Genomic DNA, 18681 nt, shown 5'->3' on the forward strand with positions numbered 1-18681 from the left:
GGGATAGAATTTCCCTATTACAAATGCATTATTGTATCAATGATGTTCCGGCGTATCTCCGAATCAACCGGGCGGCCCCACGCCAGTTCCAGCGCCCATAGGACGGCGCCGGTCGCAGGCGGAACTTGGAGGATGACGAAATGGCAGCGATGCCGGGTCAATTGCTCGACATAGTCGGCATATTTTTCAAACAACAAAGGACTTTCCGCTTTGACCCACACGGAACCGGCCAGAATGACATCGACGTCCGTTCCGAAATCGAGATTGTGCATGCATCCTACGGTGGATTGCGCCAATTGTTTGGCAGTATTGTCGATAATGCCGATGGCTGCGCGATCCCCTTGATCCGCCGCGGAGAACATGATTTGCATCAACTCGGTGTTGGGAAGCGAACGCGCGAGCACGTAATCCATGGTTGCCTCGGCGAAGGCTTCTTTATCCGGGATTTGCAATAGCTCCATGACGGGATCGGTCATGGAGGTTTTCGGTCCCGAGCGATAGTAATAGTCGTATACGGCCCGAAGCACTTTGCGGGCTAAATAGTATCCGCCGGCTTCGTCGCCGAAAAGCTCGCTTCCCATGCCCCCTACTTGCAGACGTTTGCCGCTGGGGGAAATGCCGCCCGTACACGTGCCGGAGCCGTTGATGGAGCAGACGCCGAAGCCCTTGTCGCTGCCTGCTTTAATGCCGAGAAAAGAGTCGTTGTCCAAAGCGTAACGGGCAAAGCCGATCCGCTCTACGATTTCGCACAGGCTGGCTTTCTGCGACGGAAGATCCGCGCCGGCCAGACCGAAGGCGCCGGTGGCGACATGATCCATCGTTAATTGATTGCGCGCAAGCAGAAGCTGTATATTCTCGTTCATGACCCGATATGCGCTGGCATACCCGTCGGAGAAACGTTCATGGCTGCATGTGCCGGCATGAATATGATCGATAAAATCGCCCTGCATGTCGAATAGAAAGTAATCCGTCTTGCTATTGCCCCCATCGACCCCGATTATGTATTTTTTGTCGGTCATGATGGCGTAACTCCATGGAAGAACTGCGGCAAATACGCCTTGTGGGCTTCCTTCAATTCATGGAAACTGGCAATGGCCGCATCGTAATCGCCTACCAGCGGATTCATCAGCAGCGCGCGCATGGCGGCGTCTTCGCTGCCGCTTACCGCGGCGGCGACGGTCTCCCGCTCGTACGCTTTGACCATGCGCATATAATCGATAATATGCCGGTTTGTGAAATCGCGAATCGGGATCGGCTTCGCGCCGTCTTTGCCGACTATGGCGCACACCTCGACGGCGTCGCAGTCTTCCATGAAATCCAACGCGCCGCGATTGAGCACATTGACGACATGCACCTCTTGCTTGTCGTTATAGATCGCGTCGACAAGACTGATCGCTACTTCAGAGTAGTTGGCCCCGCCGCGGGAAGAGAGCTGTTCGGGCTTGCTATGAAGCCTGGAATCGGCGTAAATTTGCAGCAATTCCTCTTCGATTTGCATGCATTTTTCGCCTCGCGACAACTCGCTTTCCATCAAAACTTTCAATTTTTTATTTTTGAAATAATAGTATTCCAAATAAGAGGAAGGGATAGCTCCTACCATTTGCACAAGCTCTTTGCCGAAGCCGCTGGAAGGAATGTTCTTCATCGCTTCGCTGTTGAGTCCCATATGTAACGCTGTCTTCAAATAATCGGTCCCGTCCTGCTCAATCGCGGTAATCCAACTGAGATGATTCAGGCCGACATAAGTAAACTTCGGATCCTTCAACTGAAGTTTTTCGCGAATGCTTTTGAACATATTGAACGGAACGTTGCATAGCCCGAGCATCTTCACTTCGGTATGATTCAGCAGCGCTTCCGTAATGATTCCGGCCGGGTTGGAGAAATTAATGAGCCACGCTTCCGGACATAACGCTTTCATCCGTTCCGCGATTTGCAGCATGACCGGGATGGTGCGCATCGCTTTGAAGAAGCCGCCGATGCCGCAAGTTTCCTGGCCGATCAAGCCGTATTTGAGCGGGATTTTCTCGTCGAGAACTCTTGCGGGCAGCTTGCCTACGCGAATCTGACCCAGCACAAAATCGGCATCCCGGAGCGCTTCGTCCAAGCTTTGCGTCATCACGACGCGGCAAGGGATCTGCTCCGCCCGGATCATGCGCTCGCATAATTTGCCGACGATTTCCTGCTTTCTCTCATCGATATCCATAAGCGCCAATTCGCCTATAGGCAGCGAGTCTTTGCGTTTGATCATGCCTTCGATCAACTCCGGCGTATAGGTGCTGCCCGAGCCGATAATGGCGATCTTCAATTTATTGTTCTTCATCACGTCCACCCTCATGTCCCTTTAGACTGGAATTCCATATCGATTTGGCGCTATTATAGCATGGCGGCCGAATCCTTTACAATAAAATTTAGAATAAAATTTTATTATGATTGATATATTTTGAAATAAAAATTCGGAACCGATGCATATTTTCTTTATTTATTCAACGTTCTCTATCTTGTCATTTGCGAAAAATACGCTTAATATAAAATAGAATTTCAGTTCGGTACGGAAGCGGGGAAATATTCTATGCAAATAGGAGGAAGCTATGGCGATACACGATAATATTTTGATCAAAATTCGGGACATGAAGGATAGCTTGACGCCGGTAGAGAGAATGGTGGCCGAGTATATATTGGCCAATTTGGAGGAAATTCCGCATCTGTCGATTAAAAGCTTGGCGCAATTGAGCAAGACGAGCGACGCGTCCGTCCTTCGTTTCTGCAAAACGATGGGTTACAGTGGTTACCGCAGTTTTATCGTCAGCATTTCCGCTTCTTTAGGTTCGATGGACGAGGAACATAAGAACCAGTACACGGACATCCAGCCGGGAGACGATCTGTCCACGATCATCGCCAATATTTCTCTTAACAATATCAAGTCTATCGAAGATACGCTTAGCGTTATGAATCGCAATGAAGTGGCTCGCGCGGTGAAGATACTGCGAACTTGCAACCGCATCGTCTTTTTCGGCGTCGGCGCTTCCGGGCTCGTATGCAAAGATGCGGAACAGAAATTTTCAAGAATCAATAAAATATGCCATTCGTATACCGACGGACACGGCCAGTTGACTGCCGCTACTTTGATGGGCAAAGGCGACGTGGCGATCTTTATCTCCAATTCCGGCGACACGGTGGAAATTCTCGACTCGCTCGAAATCGCCAAGAAGAACGGCGCAAGCACGATTGCCATTACGAAATACAACAAAAGCGAGTTGGCGGATAAATCGGATATTTTGCTCAGCATCTCTACGCCGGAGATTTCAATCCGCAGCGGCGCAATGGGATCGCGAATCGCGATGCTGACGGTTGTCGACATTTTATTCGCCGGGGTGGCGAGCGCGGAATATCAGAACGTGAAAAAATATTTGACCAAAACCCACAATATATTAGCGAGCAAGCATCGAAAATGAACAATGAAAGACATCGGCTATATCCAAAGACGGTGTCATTTTTTGTCCTAAAAAAGAAATTTAAAACCGATAATTATTTTTATAATAAAATTTTATTTCAAATTGTATTGACGAAATGATAGTGCTTCCATTAATATTAATTCAAACATCTTTATCGAGAGATTGATCAACTCATGCAACATTGAGGGTAGGAGAATAGGTATGAATGAATATTTCGCTGGACTGACAACGGAGAAGATTAACCAGAGTACTCAGATGATAGACGAGTGTACGACAGAGGAAATGCTCCGACTCCTCAACCAGGAAGATGCTAAGGTTCCAGCCGCAGTAGCTGCAGAAATTCCGCAAATTATGAAAGCGGTTGATATTCTGCATCAAGTACTTAAAAACGGCGGCAGAATGTTCTACATAGGCGCTGGGACTTCAGGCAGAATAGGTGTGCTCGACGCATCCGAATGTCCGCCGACGTTCGGCGTTGACCCTAGCATGGTGCAAGGGCATATAGCCGGAGGCGATGTGGCGCTGCGATTGGCTGTCGAGGGTTTCGAAGACAATAAAGAGGAGGGGATAGCGCTCATTGAACGCTGCGGCGTGACGAATCGGGACGCTGTGATCGGAATATCCGCCAGCGGAAGCGCGAATTTCGTCATTGCCGGTTTGCAGAAGGCCGCCGAGATCGGGGCCGAAACGATAGGTGTTACCAATAATAAAAATTCAAAATTGGAGGGTGTCTGCAAAATTTGCATTGCGCCCGTCGTCGGACCGGAGGTCATTGCGGGGTCTACGAGACTGAAGGCAGGCACGGCGCAAAAATTGGTGCTCAACATGCTTACGACCTGCACGATGGTGAAATTGGGAAAAACATATAATAACCTCATGGTAGATTTGAAAGCAAGCAATAACAAATTGTACGACCGCTCGATCCGCATCATCAAAGCTGCTACCGGAGCGGATTCGGAAACGGCGATTCATTTTCTTGAAAAGGCTTCCATGAACTGCAAGCTTGCCATTATGATGATGAAAACCGGGTTGGATGCGGAGAGTGCGGAACGAGCGCTGGGGCAGCATGACGGGAAATTGAAAGCGGCGATTCGTTCTTGCATGAAAGTGCTTTAGGCAGTCATGATTTTTTATATAAATAGATATTTTGAAGAGAGGGTTATTTCGATGAAAAGAAAAATACGTGTTTTCGCATTTATTATGGCTCTCATGATGCTGCTTGGGACGATGGCGGCATGTTCATCCGGCGGAGGCGGCGGCTCCACCACGACGCAAGGCAATGAAAATCCGCCGGCCGCCGCGACGGAACCGGATAATTCGAATTCCGGCGAGACGCCGAAAACGGAAGAGAAAGATACGATTACCGCGCTGCTGCCGCCGGTAACACTTGAATTCCAGGACCGGTTCGAAGAAATTCAAAAGGAATTTACCAAACTATATCCGAACTTGACCTTGAAATTGGAGCCTGCCAGCTGGGACGATATGACGCAGAAGCTCGATACGCAAGTCAATGCGGGCAATCCGCCGGATCTTGCCTTTATTTCGTCCGCGGCGATTGCCAAATACGTTCAGCAAGGCATGCTGATGGATATTTCCGATGCGGCGACGCCGGAAATGTTTGAAGATTTCGACAAAGCTCCGTTAGATTATATGAGAAACGGGGACGGCATTTACGGCTTCCCGGCTTATATGGAAGTTCATGCGATCGGCGGAAACAAAAAGTTTATGGAAGATGCGGGAATCGACTACAAAACCGTGCAGAAAAACGGCTGGACTTATGAAGAATTCCGCGAGGCGATCAAAAAAGGAGTCGTCAAGGACGGCAATAAAACGAGCCGTTACGGATTCGTATTTGCTACGGCCGGCGCCGCCACGGCGAAAGATTATTTGAGCATCTTAGCGAAAAACGCCGGAATGCCGGCCGCATTCGATGAAAACTTGAAATTCGCTTACACCAGCAAAAACTATTTGGTATTATTGAAAGCGATCCGGGAAATGATCGACGACGGTTCGATGCCGAAAGAACTAAGCTCCATCGACGCCGGCAAACGCTGGAACATGTTCCTGACAGGCCAGACGATGATTACGGGCAAAGGACTCGCCACCTTCGAAAACTTGGCCAATAAAAACAACGAAAAGATTAAGGCCAACGACGGCAGCGCGGTGAAAGACAGTATCGAAGTAGAATATATTGTTCTGCCTGTTCCTACGTTCGCGGGACAGAAGCTGCAAGCAAGCACGGTCGTTGACGGATACGTCACTTTCCGCGGCAAGAAGGAACCGACGCCGGAACATAAGGCGAATGTTGTCAAAGCGGCTTATTTCCTGGCTAGCGGCAAAATTGCCGCCCTCACGAATAACGATATCTTCGCGGCTCATATTACGAAGAGCGCCAAAGAAGCCGCCGCAAGCATGGAAACGAATAGAAACCCCGACAATGTCGCTGCAGTCGAATTTATGCTAGCCAATGCAACGCCGGCCCGTCCGGATATTCCGACCGATTTGGGCGCGAAGGCGATCAAAATCGAGGATGAAGTCATCGTTCCGAAATTCCAGGCGCTGCTCGCCAATGAAATTACGCCCGAACAGATGTATGATGCGGTGAAAGAAGCCGCCGTCAAAGCGTTCGGCGAAGACGGAATCGTCAAAGATTAAGATCCGAATCGGATAGCCGCATATCGGATGCGGCTATCCGATCCATGTTCATGAAAAGTGATAAAAAAAGGGGACCGGTGGTATGATTCAACCAATGATATCGACGAGAAAACGGAAAAATAGAGGAGACGTGGCATGGGCCTGGGCGTTTATCGCTGTGGCGTTGGTTGTCTATGCGTTGTTTACGGCGTATCCGGTTGTCAGCGCTTTCATTATCAGTTTTCAGGAATATAATCCGTTAGGGTCCACCTTCACCGGTTTGGCGAATTATGCGAACACGTTTCAAGATTCTTTATTCTGGAAATCGATAGGCAATACGGTCGTTTACACCGCTTTAACCGTGCCGGTCAACCTGATCCTGTCCTTCGGCGTGGCGATTCTGGTTTTGCCTTTGAAGAAATGGGCGCAAACGACGTTCAAGGCCATCTATTACTTGCCTATGGTCGCTTCCGGCGTTACCCTGGCCGTCGTATGGCTTTGGATTTACGACCCGCTGCCTGCCGGCATCCTGAACGAGTTCATCGGGGTATTCGGCGCGGAGAACAAAAACTGGCTCGGCACAAGCGCCTATGCGATGTTCTCGCTTGTTCTGATGTCATGGCTGTCCAGTCACGGCACAAGCATCATTATTTATTTGGCTGCATTGATGGGGATCGACAACAGTTATTATGAAGCCGCCGAACTGGACGGCGCCTCTTTCTTGCAAAAACTATGGTATATCGTTATTCCTTTTCTAAAACCGACGACATTATTTTTGTTGGTAACCGGAGTCATCGGTTCGTTCCAAGTATTTCAGAACGCCTTCCTCATGACGGGCGGCGGGCCCGATAATGCGACAACCATGGTAGGTTTGCTCATTTTCAACAACGCGTTTAAATATTTCGAATTCGGCAAGGCGGCTGCGCAATCGTTGCTGTTGGCGCTCATTATCGCCGGAATCTCATTGGTCCAATTCAAATTCCTCGGCAAAGATGTAGAATATTGATCGGGAAGGAAGGGGAGAACGGCATATGGCCTTGTATCATAATCATGTAGGCAGACCTGCAGTTAAATATATTAGAAACACCGTTATTGTTATCATCCTTCTGCTCTTTGCGTTAGCGACTATTTTTCCTATTTACTTTATGGTGATCTCATCGTTCGGCGATCCCGTTGAAGCGGCAGCAATCAATTATGCAATCTTCCCTGAGAAAATTTCGCTTGCTTCCTATAAATTTTTCTTCGATTACAGCGAACATTCGGTGAGATGGCTTGTTAACTCCCTCATCGTGGCGACCAGCGTTATGGTGACGAACGTCGTCTTCGTCAGTATGGCAGGGTACGCTTTCTCGAAAATTCGCTTCAGGGGAAGCGGCTTGCTGTTTGCGATATTGCTATGCGCCATGATGATCCCGTATCAAGTGACGCAAGTGCCTTTGTACATTTTATTCGTCAATATTTTCGAGCTGCAAAATACGTATGGCGCGTTAATTTTTCCCGGCATTGTTACGGTGTACAATATTTTTCTGGCCAAGCAATTTATGAGCTCCATCCCTTCGGAAATATTGGAATGCGCCAAAGTGGAGGGCTGCAATCAATTTCAAATTTATTTGAAAATTATATTGCCGTTGTCCAAAACGGTCCTCGCCGTGATGGCCATCCTGACCTTTATGGATAGCTGGAACACCTTCTTCTGGCCGCTGCTTGTCACGAATACGATGGATATGCAGACGATTCAGGTCGGGTTAAAAAATTTCCGCTTTGCCAACTCGACGTATTTCGCGCCGATGATGGCCGGGGCTACGATCGCCGCTCTGCCGATGTTCGTGCTCTTCTTCAGTCTGCAAAGATACTTCCTCGAAGGCGTTACGGTAGGGGCGGTCAAAGGATAATCGCCTGATTTATGAAATAGCCGCTGTAAAGATACTGAACCGACTTGACAATCGTCTTGTCAGTTTGGTATTTTTGTATTATCGGTTAGCACTCAGTGGGTAAGAGTGCTAACGAATTGAACGAAACGGGCAGGGGAGGGGTTAGGCATGCTAACGGAACGTCAAAGAATGATTTTAACCGCAATCGTGGACGACTACATTCGTTCTGCAGAGCCGGTAGGCTCCCGAAGCATTTCCAAGCGGGGGGAAGTCGGTTTCAGCCCTGCGACGATTCGCAATGAAATGTCCGACCTGGAAGAACTCGGTTTTCTGGAACAACCGCACACGTCTGCGGGCAGAATTCCTTCTCATAGAGGATACCGCTATTATGTCGATCATTTGGTGAAATTCGGCGAGATCGATGAAGAAGATTTGAACCTGATGAAATCTTTTTTTGCGGAAAAGATAAGTGCGATGGAACAATTGATCCAGCACGCCGCGGCTATTTTGTCCAATATGACTAAATATACGTCGATCGTCCTGGGGCCCGAAGTGTTCGACACTTCGTTGCGCCATTTTCAATTGCTGCCGTTGAGCGAGCATACGGCCGTAGCGATTATCGTGACGAATACGGGCCATGTGGAGAATAAGACGTTAACGTTGCCTGCGGGCGTCTCCGCATCGGAACTGGAGAAAATCGCCAACATATTAAATCATAGGCTGACGGGCGTCCCTTTATATAAATTGAAATCGAAATTAATCAACGAAGTCGGGCGGGAAATGCGCAAATACGTGTCGCATTACGAGGAACTGATCGACGTCGTCGAGCAAGCCTTGGAAGGCGGCGGCGATCATCGCGTCTTCTTGAGCGGAGCGACCAATATGTTGAATCAGCCGGAATTCCGCGACGTCGACAAGGTGAAGACGATTCTCGATTTATTGGAAGAAACGCCGACGATTACGAAAATTATTTCCTCGGTTCCCGACGGCATTCAAGTTCGAATCGGCACGGAAAACAACCACCAGGCATTTAATAACTGTAGTTTGATTACGGCTACGTATACCGTCGAAGGCAAAACGATGGGGACGATCGGCATACTCGGTCCGACGCGAATGGAGTATGGCAAAGTGCTCGGCCTCCTCAATTATTTGTCGAAAGATTTGACAATCGTTTTGGAACGCTGGTTTAAATAAGGTTGAGAGGGGAGCGGCGGGTATGAGTCAAGGGAAACCAAACGCGCTCGATAGCGACGAGCGTTATGCGGCGCTGATTAACAATGCGGGCGCGATCCGGGCCGTATGTTCCGCCGTTGAAGGCACGCTCGGCCCGAAGGGGCTGGATGCGATGCTCGTCGGTACGAACGGGGAGATTATCATTACGAATGACGGGGTCACGATATTGGATAAGATGGATGTGACTCACCCCGCTGCCAAACTGTTGATTCAGGTCGCCCGTTCCCAGCAGCGGGAAGTCGGGGACGGCACGACGACGGCGACCGTGCTCGCGGGCGCCATGGTGCAGGAAGGCGTCTCCCAGGTGACGCGCGGCGTCCCTCCTACCAAAGTCGTGTCCGGTTTGCAGCGCGGCGTCGCTCTGGCGATCGAAGCGCTGCAGCGCCGGGCCCGTCCCGTTACCAGCTTGGACGATCCGCTGTTAAGGCAAACGGCTTACATCGCCGGGCGCGAACAAGCGGACATCGTCCATTTGGTGATGGAAGCGGCGCAGCGGCTCGGCAAGGACAAATTGCTGGACCCGCAATTTCATTTGGCCGACGCCGTATCGGCGCATGAAAAGGCGGACAACGAAGTATGGCCGGGCATACTGCTTCGGTACAAGCCGGTTCACCGCCATGCCGTAACGGCTAGAACGGACGCGCGCGTGTTAGTGCTGCGCGACGCGCTCGAGCCGGAGCAGCTCGGCGAAGAGTTGATGGCGACGGAAGCGGGCTTGGCGCGATATATGGAATTGCGCCAACATTTCGAGGCGCAGCTCGAACGGCTCCGGGCGCTCGATATCGGGCTGATCGTGCTTGAACGGGGCATTCATCCGGATGCCGAGCAGTTCTGCCACGATCATCGAATGATTGTCCTGCAAAGGGTGAACCGGGACGAAATCGCGCGCATATGCCGCCTGACCGGAGCCGTTCCGATGCGCCGTACGGCCTTACATAAGTCGGAAGAAGAAATCGGACGCATGCTAGGCACTGTGGGCAGCGTACACTATGACGAACGGCTCGAACGCGTTCGGCTGGCGGCGAGCGAGCAGCGGATCGAGGGAGCGATAGACGGCCAGACGGTGACGATCATCGTCGGCGCCAGCACCGCCGAAGTGGTAGGCGAGCGCGCGCGGATCGCCGCCGATGCGGCTTCCGCCGTTCAAGCCGCCGTGAAGCGGGGCATTCTGCCCGGCGGAGGCACGACGGAATTGGCCGTCGCCGCCGAGCTCGAGCGTCATCGGGATACGGTCAAAGGAATGGAAACGTTCGGACTGATGGCGGTGGCGCAAGCGCTCAGCAAACCGATGGCGCAAATCGTCTTGAACGCCGGATTTAATCCGCTCGAGAAGGTGGAGGAGGCGCGGGCGGCGCAGCTCGAGCAAAATTGCGATTCGATCGGCGTCGATTGCGATACAGGCGGCTTGATCGATTACGCCGAACTGGGGATCGTCGATCCCGCATTGGTGAAAATACACGCGCTGCAGGCCGCGGGCGAAGTGGCAGCCGCCGTGCTGCGCATTCATAATGTCATCAAAATGCGTCAAGGAGGTGAATGAATCGTGAATCGGAAAGAGAATACGATGGATAAGAAGGTGGACGAGACAATGGAAGAGACGAATGATCAGCAACAAGAAGTTGCTTCTTCACATACAGAATCTCCGGCAGAGGAGCGGACGGAAACGGAAGCGAACGCAGAGCAGCCGACGGAGCAAACGAATGAATTGGAACAGTTGCGCGCATTGGCCGAAGAGAACAATCAACGGCTGCTGAGAGCGCAAGCCGATTTCGATAACTTCCGCAAACGTACGCTGAAGGAAAAAGAAGAATTGGCCAAATACGCTTCGATGAAACTGATCGACCAATTGCTGCCGGTTGTCGACAATTTCGAACGAGCCTTGCAGGCAGGCCAGGACAATCCCGAAATGTCCTCCTTTTCCAAAGGGGTGGACATGATTTTCCGCCAGTTCCTTCAAGTGTTGGAACAGGAAGGACTGCAAGCGATGAACGCGGTCGGCCAGCCTTTCAACCCCGAATTCCATCAGGCGATTATGCAAGTGGAATCGGACGATCATGAAGAAGGCATCGTGGTCGAAGAAGTCCAAAAAGGATATATGTTGAAGGATAAAGTATTGCGCCCGGCTATGGTGAAAGTAAGCGGGTAACCGAGATGTGGAAATAGCTCACAATATATTCAGGAGGTAGTAGTATGGGTAAAGTAATCGGTATCGATTTAGGAACGACAAACTCTTGCGTTGCGGTAATGGAAGGCGGCGAGGCGGTCGTTATTCCGAATCCGGAAGGCAACCGGACGACTCCTTCGGTCGTCGGATTCAAGAAGGACGGCGAGCGTATCGTCGGGGAAACGGCGAAACGCCAGGCGATTACGAATCCCGACCGCACTATCATTTCGATTAAGCGCCACATGGGCACGAATCATAAAGAAACGATCGACGGCAAAGATTATACGCCGCAGGAAATTTCCGCGATTATTCTGCAAAAGCTGAAAAGCGATGCCGAAGCGTATTTGGGCCAACCGGTCACGCAAGCGGTCATTACCGTTCCGGCTTATTTCAACGACAGCCAGCGCCAAGCGACGAAAGACGCCGGCAAAATCGCCGGCCTGGATGTGCTTCGCATCGTGAACGAACCGACGGCGGCCGCTTTGGCATACGGGATGGAAAAAGCGGACGATCAAACGATTCTCGTCTTCGACCTTGGCGGCGGAACGTTCGACGTATCCATTCTGGAGCTTGGCGACGGCTTCTTTGAAGTGAAGGCGACGAGCGGCGACAACCATCTGGGCGGCGACGATTTCGACCAAGCGATTATCGACCATTTGGTAGCCGAGTTTAAAAAGGAACAAGGCATCGACTTAAGCAAAGACAAAGCTGCGGTTCAACGTTTGAAAGACGCGGCGGAAAAAGCGAAGAAAGAATTGTCCGGCGTCATGACGACGACGATCTCGCTTCCGTTCATTACCGTCGTTGACGGAGTTCCGCAACACTTGGAATTGAATTTGACACGCGCCAAATTCGAGGAATTGACCGAATCGCTCGTCGAACGGACAATGGGCCCGACAAGACAAGCGTTAACCGACGCCGGCTTAACGCCGAACGATATTGATAAAGTCGTGTTGGTCGGCGGTTCCACCCGCATTCCGGCCGTACAAGAAGCGATTAAACGTTTGACGGGCAAAGAGCCGCACAAAGGCGTGAACCCGGACGAAGTCGTCGCGCTCGGAGCGGCGGTTCAGGCCGGCGTATTGACAGGGGATGTAAAAGACGTAGTTCTGCTCGACGTGACGCCTCTGTCGCTCGGAATTGAAACGGCCGGCGGCGTATTTACGAAAATGATCGAACGCAACACGACGATTCCGACAAGCAAATCGCAAATTTTCTCCACTTATGCGGACAATCAGCCTAGCGTTGAAATCCACGTATTGCAAGGGGAACGCGAAATGGCTGCGGGCAATAAAACGCTCGGACGCTTCATGTTGGGCGACATTCCGCTCGCACCGCGCGGCGTGCCGCAAATCGAGGTTACTTTCGATATCGACGCGAACGGGATCGTCAACGTATCGGCAACCGATAAAGGAACAGGCAAAAGCCAAAAAATTACGATCACTTCCTCCAGCGGCTTAAGCGACGAAGAAGTCGAGCGCATGATGAAAGACGCCGAGCTGCATGCCGAAGAGGACCGCAAACGCAAAGAGCTCGTCGAAGCGAAAAATAACGCGGACCAACTCGTCTACACGACGGAGAAAACGTTGAAAGATCTCGGAGACAAAGTGGATCAAGGAGAGATCGACAAAGCGAACGCCGCGAAGGACAAAGTGAAAAAAGCGGTCGAATCGGATAACATCGATGAGATCAAATCGGCTTCGGAAGAGTTGACGCAAATCGTGCAGCAATTGTCCGTCAAGCTGTACGAGCAAGCGGCTCAGGCGCAGCAAGCGCAAGGCGGGGCAGACGCGGGGCAAGACGGCGGCGCAGCCAAAGGCAAGGACAATGTCATCGACGCCGATTACGAAGTCGTTGACGATCAGAAAGATCAAAAATAAGTTTCAGCAACGCAAACGTACGTTGAAACGGCATAGTCAAAGCCAGGCGCAAACTTGGCTTTGACTTTCGTTTTGTAATCATAAGATGGGGGTTGACTAATGGCAAACAAGCGGGACTACTACGAAGTGCTCGGCGTCGGGAAGAACGCGTCCGAAGATGAGATTAAGAAAGCGTACCGCAAGTTGGCACGGCAATATCACCCGGACGTCAATAAGGCCGCGGACGCAGAAGAAAAGTTTAAAGAAGTGAAGGAAGCGTACGACGTGCTGAGCGATACGCAAAAACGCGCCACGTACGACCAATACGGCCATATCGATCCGAACCAGGGAATGGGAGGCGGCTTCGGCGGCGCGGATTTCGGCGGCTTCGGCGACATCTTCGACATGTTCTTCGGCGGCGGCGGACGGCGCGATCCGAATGCGCCGCAGCGCGGCAACGATTTGCAATATACGATGACGATCGAGTTCAAGGAAGCGGTATTCGGCAAGGAAACGGACATTAAGATACCGCGTACGGAAAACTGCGACACTTGCTTCGGTACGGGGGCGAAACCGGGCACCAAGCCGGAAACCTGCTCGACATGCCGCGGGACCGGCCAACAGGAAGTGGTGCAGAATACGCCGTTCGGCCGGATGGTCAACCGCAGGGCTTGCTCCACATGCGGCGGAACGGGCAAAATCATCAAAGAACGTTGTACGACATGTCACGGCGCGGGCAAAGTGAAAAAACAACGCACCATTCACGTCAAAATTCCGGCAGGCGTCGACGACGGCGCGCAACTGCGCATGTCCGGCGAAGGGGAGAGCGGTTTGCGCGGCGGACCGCCGGGGGATTTATATATTGTCTTCCGCGTCAAGCCGCATGATTTCTTCGATCGGGAAGGCGACGACATCTATTGCGAAGTGCCGCTCACGTTCGCGCAGGCGGCGCTCGGCGACGAGATTGAGATTCCGACCTTGACCGAGAAGGTGAAGCTGAAGATTCCGGCCGGAACGCAGACAGGAACCTATTTCCGCTTGAAAGGAAAAGGCGTTCCGCGCTTGCGCGGCATCGGGCAAGGCGATCAGCACGTCAAAGTCGTGATCGTTACGCCGACGAAATTAAGCGAGGAGCAGAAGGAATTGCTCCGCCAGTTTGCCGGATTAGACGGCGAACATACGCATGAACAGCAGCAATCATTTTTTGACCGGATGAAAAGAGCGTTTCGCGGCGAATAATTCGCCATCCGTCCCGTTCCACAATGCCATCGTGGAGCGGGATATTTTTTATATGTCGGGCGTTTTCCTAAACAGCAAATTGGAATGATTTGTATTGATTTTCTCGTAAAAAGATTTATAATATGGGGATTACGAATCGAATGCGGGAGCGTAGCCAATGAACAGACTAATTTGGATGGGATGTTTATCGTATTTATTAATCGGATTGGCCCATGTCGTCATCGGATCGGTTTTGGTCGAGATGGTCGGGCGTTACGGCGTCAATTACGGCGTCGGCGGACAACTCGTATTCGCTCAATTCAGCGGTTTCCTTGTGGGAGTGCTGGCGATTCCGTGGTTATCTTCGAGATGGGGCAAGCGCAGCTGTTTAGTCGTCTTGTCCGCTTGCTTAGGCGTTGCCGAACTGGCGTACAGCTTCCTTCCCGCCTGGGAATGGATGTACGCGATCGGATTTGTCGCCGGGTTCGGGTTCGGCGGCATCGAGGCGGTTGTCGGCGCGTTGATCATCGATTATATCGAAGAGAAGAAAGCGGTCGTCATGAGCAGGCTGGAAGTGTTGTTCGGCGTCGGCGCGCTTGTTATGCCGCTGATCGCCAGTTGGTTGATTTTACGGTCGGCCTGGCAGTATTCTTTTATCCTAATTGGCGTATTTTCTTTGATTATGGCTTTATGCTGGGCGCTATTGCCGCTTGGCAAAGTAGACCGCGACATCGCCAAATCGGCCCGCGTTTCCGCGGCTAAGACCGGCACAGCGGCATATGTTCGGCGGGAACTTCCGCTTCTCGTTATATTCGCTTGCTTCTTTCTCGTCTATGTCGGCGTCGAGATGAGCATCGTCAACTTCGTCCCTGCCGTTTTGATCGATCATATTAACATCACGCCGGCCGCCGCATCGCTAAGCGTCACGTTTTTCTGGATTACGATGGCGATCGGGCGCTTATTCGCCGGCTTCATCGCCGAGAAGATCCAATACGCCAATTATTTGCTTTGGAGCACGCTCGGATCGCTCGTCATTTTTATCGCTTTCGGCTTCGCTCCGAACGGATGGAGCTCGTTCGCGGCCATTATGGCGTTGGGCTTGACGATGTCGGGCATTTTCGCGATAGCGCTCATCTACGCCAATGCGCTGCTGCCGGGCAGAACGGAGCGAACGACCAGCATTCTCATCGCTTGCGGCGGGATTGGCGGCGCGCTGCTGCCGCTTGCCACCGGCTGGACGATCGAGCGCCTGACGATGGGCGCCGCGATTGGATTATTGGCAGGAGGATTCGCCATATTGCTCCTGCTTAGCATCGTCGCTTTCCGGTTGAAGAAGCGCGTCGTACCGCAAACGATTACGGAGTCCGCTTAAGCAGACAATCCGGCACTCCCTGAGGGGGCCGGATTGTTTCAATCTTGCCCGTTGCCGATTTGCCCGCCGCCGAATCGCTCGCAGACATGTTGTAAGAAATACAACATTTCGGGCGGAGAGAAGGCGGAATGGGGCGCTATGCTGCATAGAATGCAACATAATCGGGGTTGAAATCGCTTCAAGCCCCGCTCTAAAGGCAAAATGTTGTATAAACTGCAACATTGCCAGCATTTTTATCAGGAGAAGAAACGAAATGTTGTATTTTATACAGTATAGATCCCCGTTTCTGAAGGCAGGCTGAAATTTTGGAACAACGCGGAAGCAAAGCACCCTCAAGCCCTTTCTTCGTTCGCCGAAGTTCGGCCCGCCGTCGAATAAATGCGACGGAAGATCGCCTGCTCAAGCCGGAATCGCCCCGGATGGCGGGCGATCTTCGCCTTCCGGTTAAAATCTTTTTGTTTGAAGCATTCTATAGGATAAGCAAGGCTTACCATCAATAGAATGAAACAGCTAAGGAGAAGACCGATGAACAACAATAACGGAAAAAGACGCGCAAATCCTAACAACCGTTTGCCGGTCGCGAAAAACGAAGATGTCGAGTTTGCGCAAGAGCTCGCGGATCAGGCGGATGTAACGGCGCAGCGCCGCGCGGCGGAAGCGGACCGGCGCCAGGAAGCGGAGTGAGAGCCATGAGCGAAGCGCAGTTGAAAGCGGCGTTCGTGCGGGAGGCCGACGCGGAAGCCGCAGCCAATAAGTTGAAGGCGCTGCGAATCGAGCAAGTGTCGTTCAACCGGACGGGCGGCCGCGCGGACGATGCCGGACTTTCGGACGAAGAAGGGTATTATGCCGCCGCCGCCCTCGGAGGCATGGGCTATATGCCGGGATCGACCGCATCCGCATTGGGCGGAATGATTCCGTTCGCTGCCGTTTCCGAACTGGGAGACGCGCTCGGGGACGACGGCAACGGCGGCGCTCCGCAGCGCCATATCGTACTCTCGGCGAGCGTCAGCGACGAGATGCGTGACAAGGCGGAGCGAATTATCGAACTGGAAGGCGGCACCCTTCTTTAAGCGGTGCTGAAAAGCTGACTTTTGGAACACGCATTTTAACTCCCGACCACGGGAGTTTTTTTGTGAAATATTATATTGTATAGTACAATAAAACGATAAAGCAATTTGGGGGGAACATCGATGTTGTGGCATGAAATAACGATACATACGACCGAGGAAGCGGTGGAGATGATCTCCAATTTTTTGCATGAAGCGGGTGCGGGCGGCGTATCGATTGAAGAATCGGGAACGTTGAACAAAAAGCGGGATACATCGCTCGGGCAATGGTACGAGTTTCCGCTGAACGATATTCCGGAAGGACAAGCAGTCATTCAAGGTTACTTCGCCGAGGAAACCGATATGGACGAAATCGCGGAGCAAATACGGCCTCGCATCGAGCAGCTGCGCGAATTCGACATCGATCCGGGCCAATATACCATTCGTTTTCGCACTGTGAACGAGGAAGATTGGGCGAACGCCTGGAAGCAATATTTCAAGCCGATTCGCGTATCGGATACGTTAACCATTAAGCCGACGTGGGAACAATACGCGCCTAAGAGCCAAGACGAGAAAATGATCGAGCTCGATCCCGGCATGGCGTTCGGAACCGGCACGCATCCGACGACTTCGCTTTGCCTGCGCACATTGGAGAGCGTCATTCAAGGCGGGGAAGAGGTTATCGACGTCGGCACCGGTTCGGGCATTTTGGCGATCGGAGCCGCGAAGCTGGGGGCGAAGCAGGTGCTCGCGCTTGATTTGGACCCGGTGGCGGTGTCGAGCGCCGGGGAGAATGTGCGTTTAAACGGATTGGAACATCAAATTACCGTTCATTTGAGCGATCTGCTTCAAGTGTTGAACGATGCAAACGGCGAGGAAGGTGCCAAGCTCGGCGTTACGCTGCCCGTTCAGGTGGTCGTCGCCAACATTTTGGCCGAGATTATTCTGCTGTTTATTGACGATGTATATCGGGTTCTGCAGCCGGGCGGTACGTACATCGCCTCCGGCATATACAAAAATAAAGAGCAAGTCGTTGCGGACGCTCTGGAAGCAGCGAACTTCACGATCGTGGAACGGTTCCGCGACGAAGACTGGATCGCGTTTGTCGCGAGAAAGAAGTAGGTGAATCTATGGAAATGTTGCAGCAGCTCGTCCGTTTTCCTCTAGAGCATGTACCCTTTATTTTTCTCGTCTTAATGGTCGCATTTACGGTACATGAATTTTCGCATGCTTATTTTGCGTACAAATTCGGCGATCCTACGGCGAAGCTGCTCGGGCGGGTTACGTTAAACCCGCGCGTGCATCTTGACGTGCTCGGTACGATTTTGTTGTTCGTCGCCGGCTTCGGCTGGGCGAAGCCCGTTCCCGTCAATCGGGACAACTTCGCCAATCCGCGCCTGATGGGGATCGTCGTCTCGGCGGCAGGACCGATGAGCAATTTATTCGTCGCGTTCATCGGGACGATGCTCTACTATATTCTATTCCGGTTTCATTTGGCCGAATGGATCTTATCGCAAAATGTCCGCGTATACGAAGCGATCGACATTTTCCTAGGCTATTTGGTCAATATCAATATTTTATTGTTTCTGTTTAATTTGATTCCGCTGCCCCCGCTTGACGGGTACCGGATTTTGGAGGATTTGGCGCCTCGCGGCCTGCGCGGGAAGCTGCAGCAGTTGGAGAAATGGTCTATTTTCATTTTTTTGATTATCGTCTTTATCCCGCCGATCCAGAAGGTGACGCTCGTGCCGCTATTTTCGCTGATTCAGCCGATTCATGTCGGTTTCTACCGTTTCTTCACGACATTGTTCGGCACGTAGATCGTTCTGTGG

General features: G+C 51.8%; 17 protein-coding genes. 15 read left to right on the forward strand and 2 right to left on the reverse strand.

All coding sequences use genetic code 11. The features are described 5' to 3' along the window. Positions 1–17 precede the first annotated feature (17 nt). Positions 18–1019, reverse strand: a complete 1002-nt coding sequence (locus tag KQI79_RS00075) for an N-acetylglucosamine kinase (protein WP_216536174.1) — start codon at positions 1017–1019, stop codon at positions 18–20. Next, positions 1016–2320, reverse strand: a complete 1305-nt coding sequence (locus tag KQI79_RS00080; protein ID WP_216536175.1) for a 6-phospho-beta-glucosidase — start codon at positions 2318–2320, stop codon at positions 1016–1018. The genes KQI79_RS00075 and KQI79_RS00080 overlap by 4 nt, the downstream gene beginning before the upstream one ends. A 268-nt stretch (positions 2321–2588) precedes the next feature. Here KQI79_RS00080 and KQI79_RS00085 point away from each other — a divergent pair, with 268 nt between their 5' ends. From KQI79_RS00085 to KQI79_RS00155, 15 genes are all read left to right on the forward strand, one after another. Further along, positions 2589–3452, forward strand: a complete 864-nt coding sequence (locus KQI79_RS00085; protein ID WP_216536176.1) for a MurR/RpiR family transcriptional regulator — start codon at positions 2589–2591, stop codon at positions 3450–3452. Positions 3453–3653: 201 nt separating this feature from the next. Next, entirely contained in the window at positions 3654–4568 is a 915-nt protein-coding gene (gene murQ / locus KQI79_RS00090; RefSeq protein WP_216536177.1) for an N-acetylmuramic acid 6-phosphate etherase, read from the forward strand. A 51-nt stretch (positions 4569–4619) separates the two neighbouring features. Beyond that, complete coding sequence (locus tag KQI79_RS00095; RefSeq protein ID WP_216536178.1) at positions 4620–6107, forward strand: ABC transporter substrate-binding protein; 1488 nt, start codon at positions 4620–4622, stop codon at positions 6105–6107. An 82-nt stretch (positions 6108–6189) separates the two neighbouring features. Continuing rightward, a complete protein-coding gene (locus tag KQI79_RS00100) occupies positions 6190–7092 on the forward strand; it encodes a carbohydrate ABC transporter permease (RefSeq protein WP_216536179.1) in 903 nt (300 codons plus the stop codon). A gap of 25 nt (positions 7093–7117) precedes the next feature. Next, entirely contained in the window at positions 7118–7978 is an 861-nt protein-coding gene (locus KQI79_RS00105; protein WP_216536180.1) for a carbohydrate ABC transporter permease, read from the forward strand. 147 nt (positions 7979–8125) lie between these two features. Then, a complete protein-coding gene (gene hrcA / locus KQI79_RS00110) occupies positions 8126–9151 on the forward strand; it encodes a heat-inducible transcriptional repressor HrcA (protein ID WP_216536181.1) in 1026 nt (341 codons plus the stop codon). A 22-nt stretch (positions 9152–9173) separates the two neighbouring features. After that, positions 9174–10730: a TCP-1/cpn60 chaperonin family protein gene (locus KQI79_RS00115; protein WP_216536182.1), complete on the forward strand. Its 1557-nt coding sequence runs from the start codon at positions 9174–9176 to the stop codon at positions 10728–10730. A 36-nt stretch (positions 10731–10766) separates the two neighbouring features. Continuing rightward, complete coding sequence (grpE, locus tag KQI79_RS00120) at positions 10767–11336, forward strand: nucleotide exchange factor GrpE (protein ID WP_483311359.1); 570 nt, start codon at positions 10767–10769, stop codon at positions 11334–11336. 44 nt (positions 11337–11380) lie between these two features. After that, positions 11381–13234, forward strand: coding sequence for a molecular chaperone DnaK (gene dnaK / locus KQI79_RS00125; protein ID WP_216536183.1), 1854 nt, complete (start codon positions 11381–11383; stop codon positions 13232–13234). 99 nt (positions 13235–13333) lie between these two features. Beyond that, the gene (dnaJ, locus tag KQI79_RS00130; RefSeq protein WP_216536184.1) at positions 13334–14452 is read left to right on the forward strand and encodes a molecular chaperone DnaJ; all 1119 of its coding nucleotides are present in this window, start codon (positions 13334–13336) and stop codon (positions 14450–14452) included. A 157-nt stretch (positions 14453–14609) separates the two neighbouring features. Beyond that, positions 14610–15803 carry an MFS transporter gene (locus tag KQI79_RS00135; protein WP_216536185.1) on the forward strand — a complete coding sequence of 398 codons (1194 nt, stop codon included), beginning with the start codon at positions 14610–14612 and terminating at the stop codon, positions 15801–15803. 525 nt (positions 15804–16328) lie between these two features. Then, positions 16329–16487: a YfhD family protein gene (locus KQI79_RS00140; protein ID WP_216536186.1), complete on the forward strand. Its 159-nt coding sequence runs from the start codon at positions 16329–16331 to the stop codon at positions 16485–16487. A 5-nt stretch (positions 16488–16492) separates the two neighbouring features. Then, a complete protein-coding gene (locus KQI79_RS00145) occupies positions 16493–16873 on the forward strand; it encodes a hypothetical protein (RefSeq protein WP_216536187.1) in 381 nt (126 codons plus the stop codon). 120 nt (positions 16874–16993) lie between these two features. Next, a complete protein-coding gene (gene prmA, locus KQI79_RS00150) occupies positions 16994–17971 on the forward strand; it encodes a 50S ribosomal protein L11 methyltransferase (RefSeq protein WP_216536188.1) in 978 nt (325 codons plus the stop codon). Between the two features lie 8 nt (positions 17972–17979). Then, positions 17980–18669, forward strand: coding sequence for a site-2 protease family protein (locus KQI79_RS00155; RefSeq protein WP_216536189.1), 690 nt, complete (start codon positions 17980–17982; stop codon positions 18667–18669). Positions 18670–18681: the final 12 nt, after the last annotated feature.

Origin of the sequence: Paenibacillus sp. MSJ-34 (assembly GCF_018918005.1) — a bacterium.
In the GTDB taxonomy this organism is placed as follows: Bacteria; Bacillota; Bacilli; order Paenibacillales; family Paenibacillaceae; genus MSJ-34.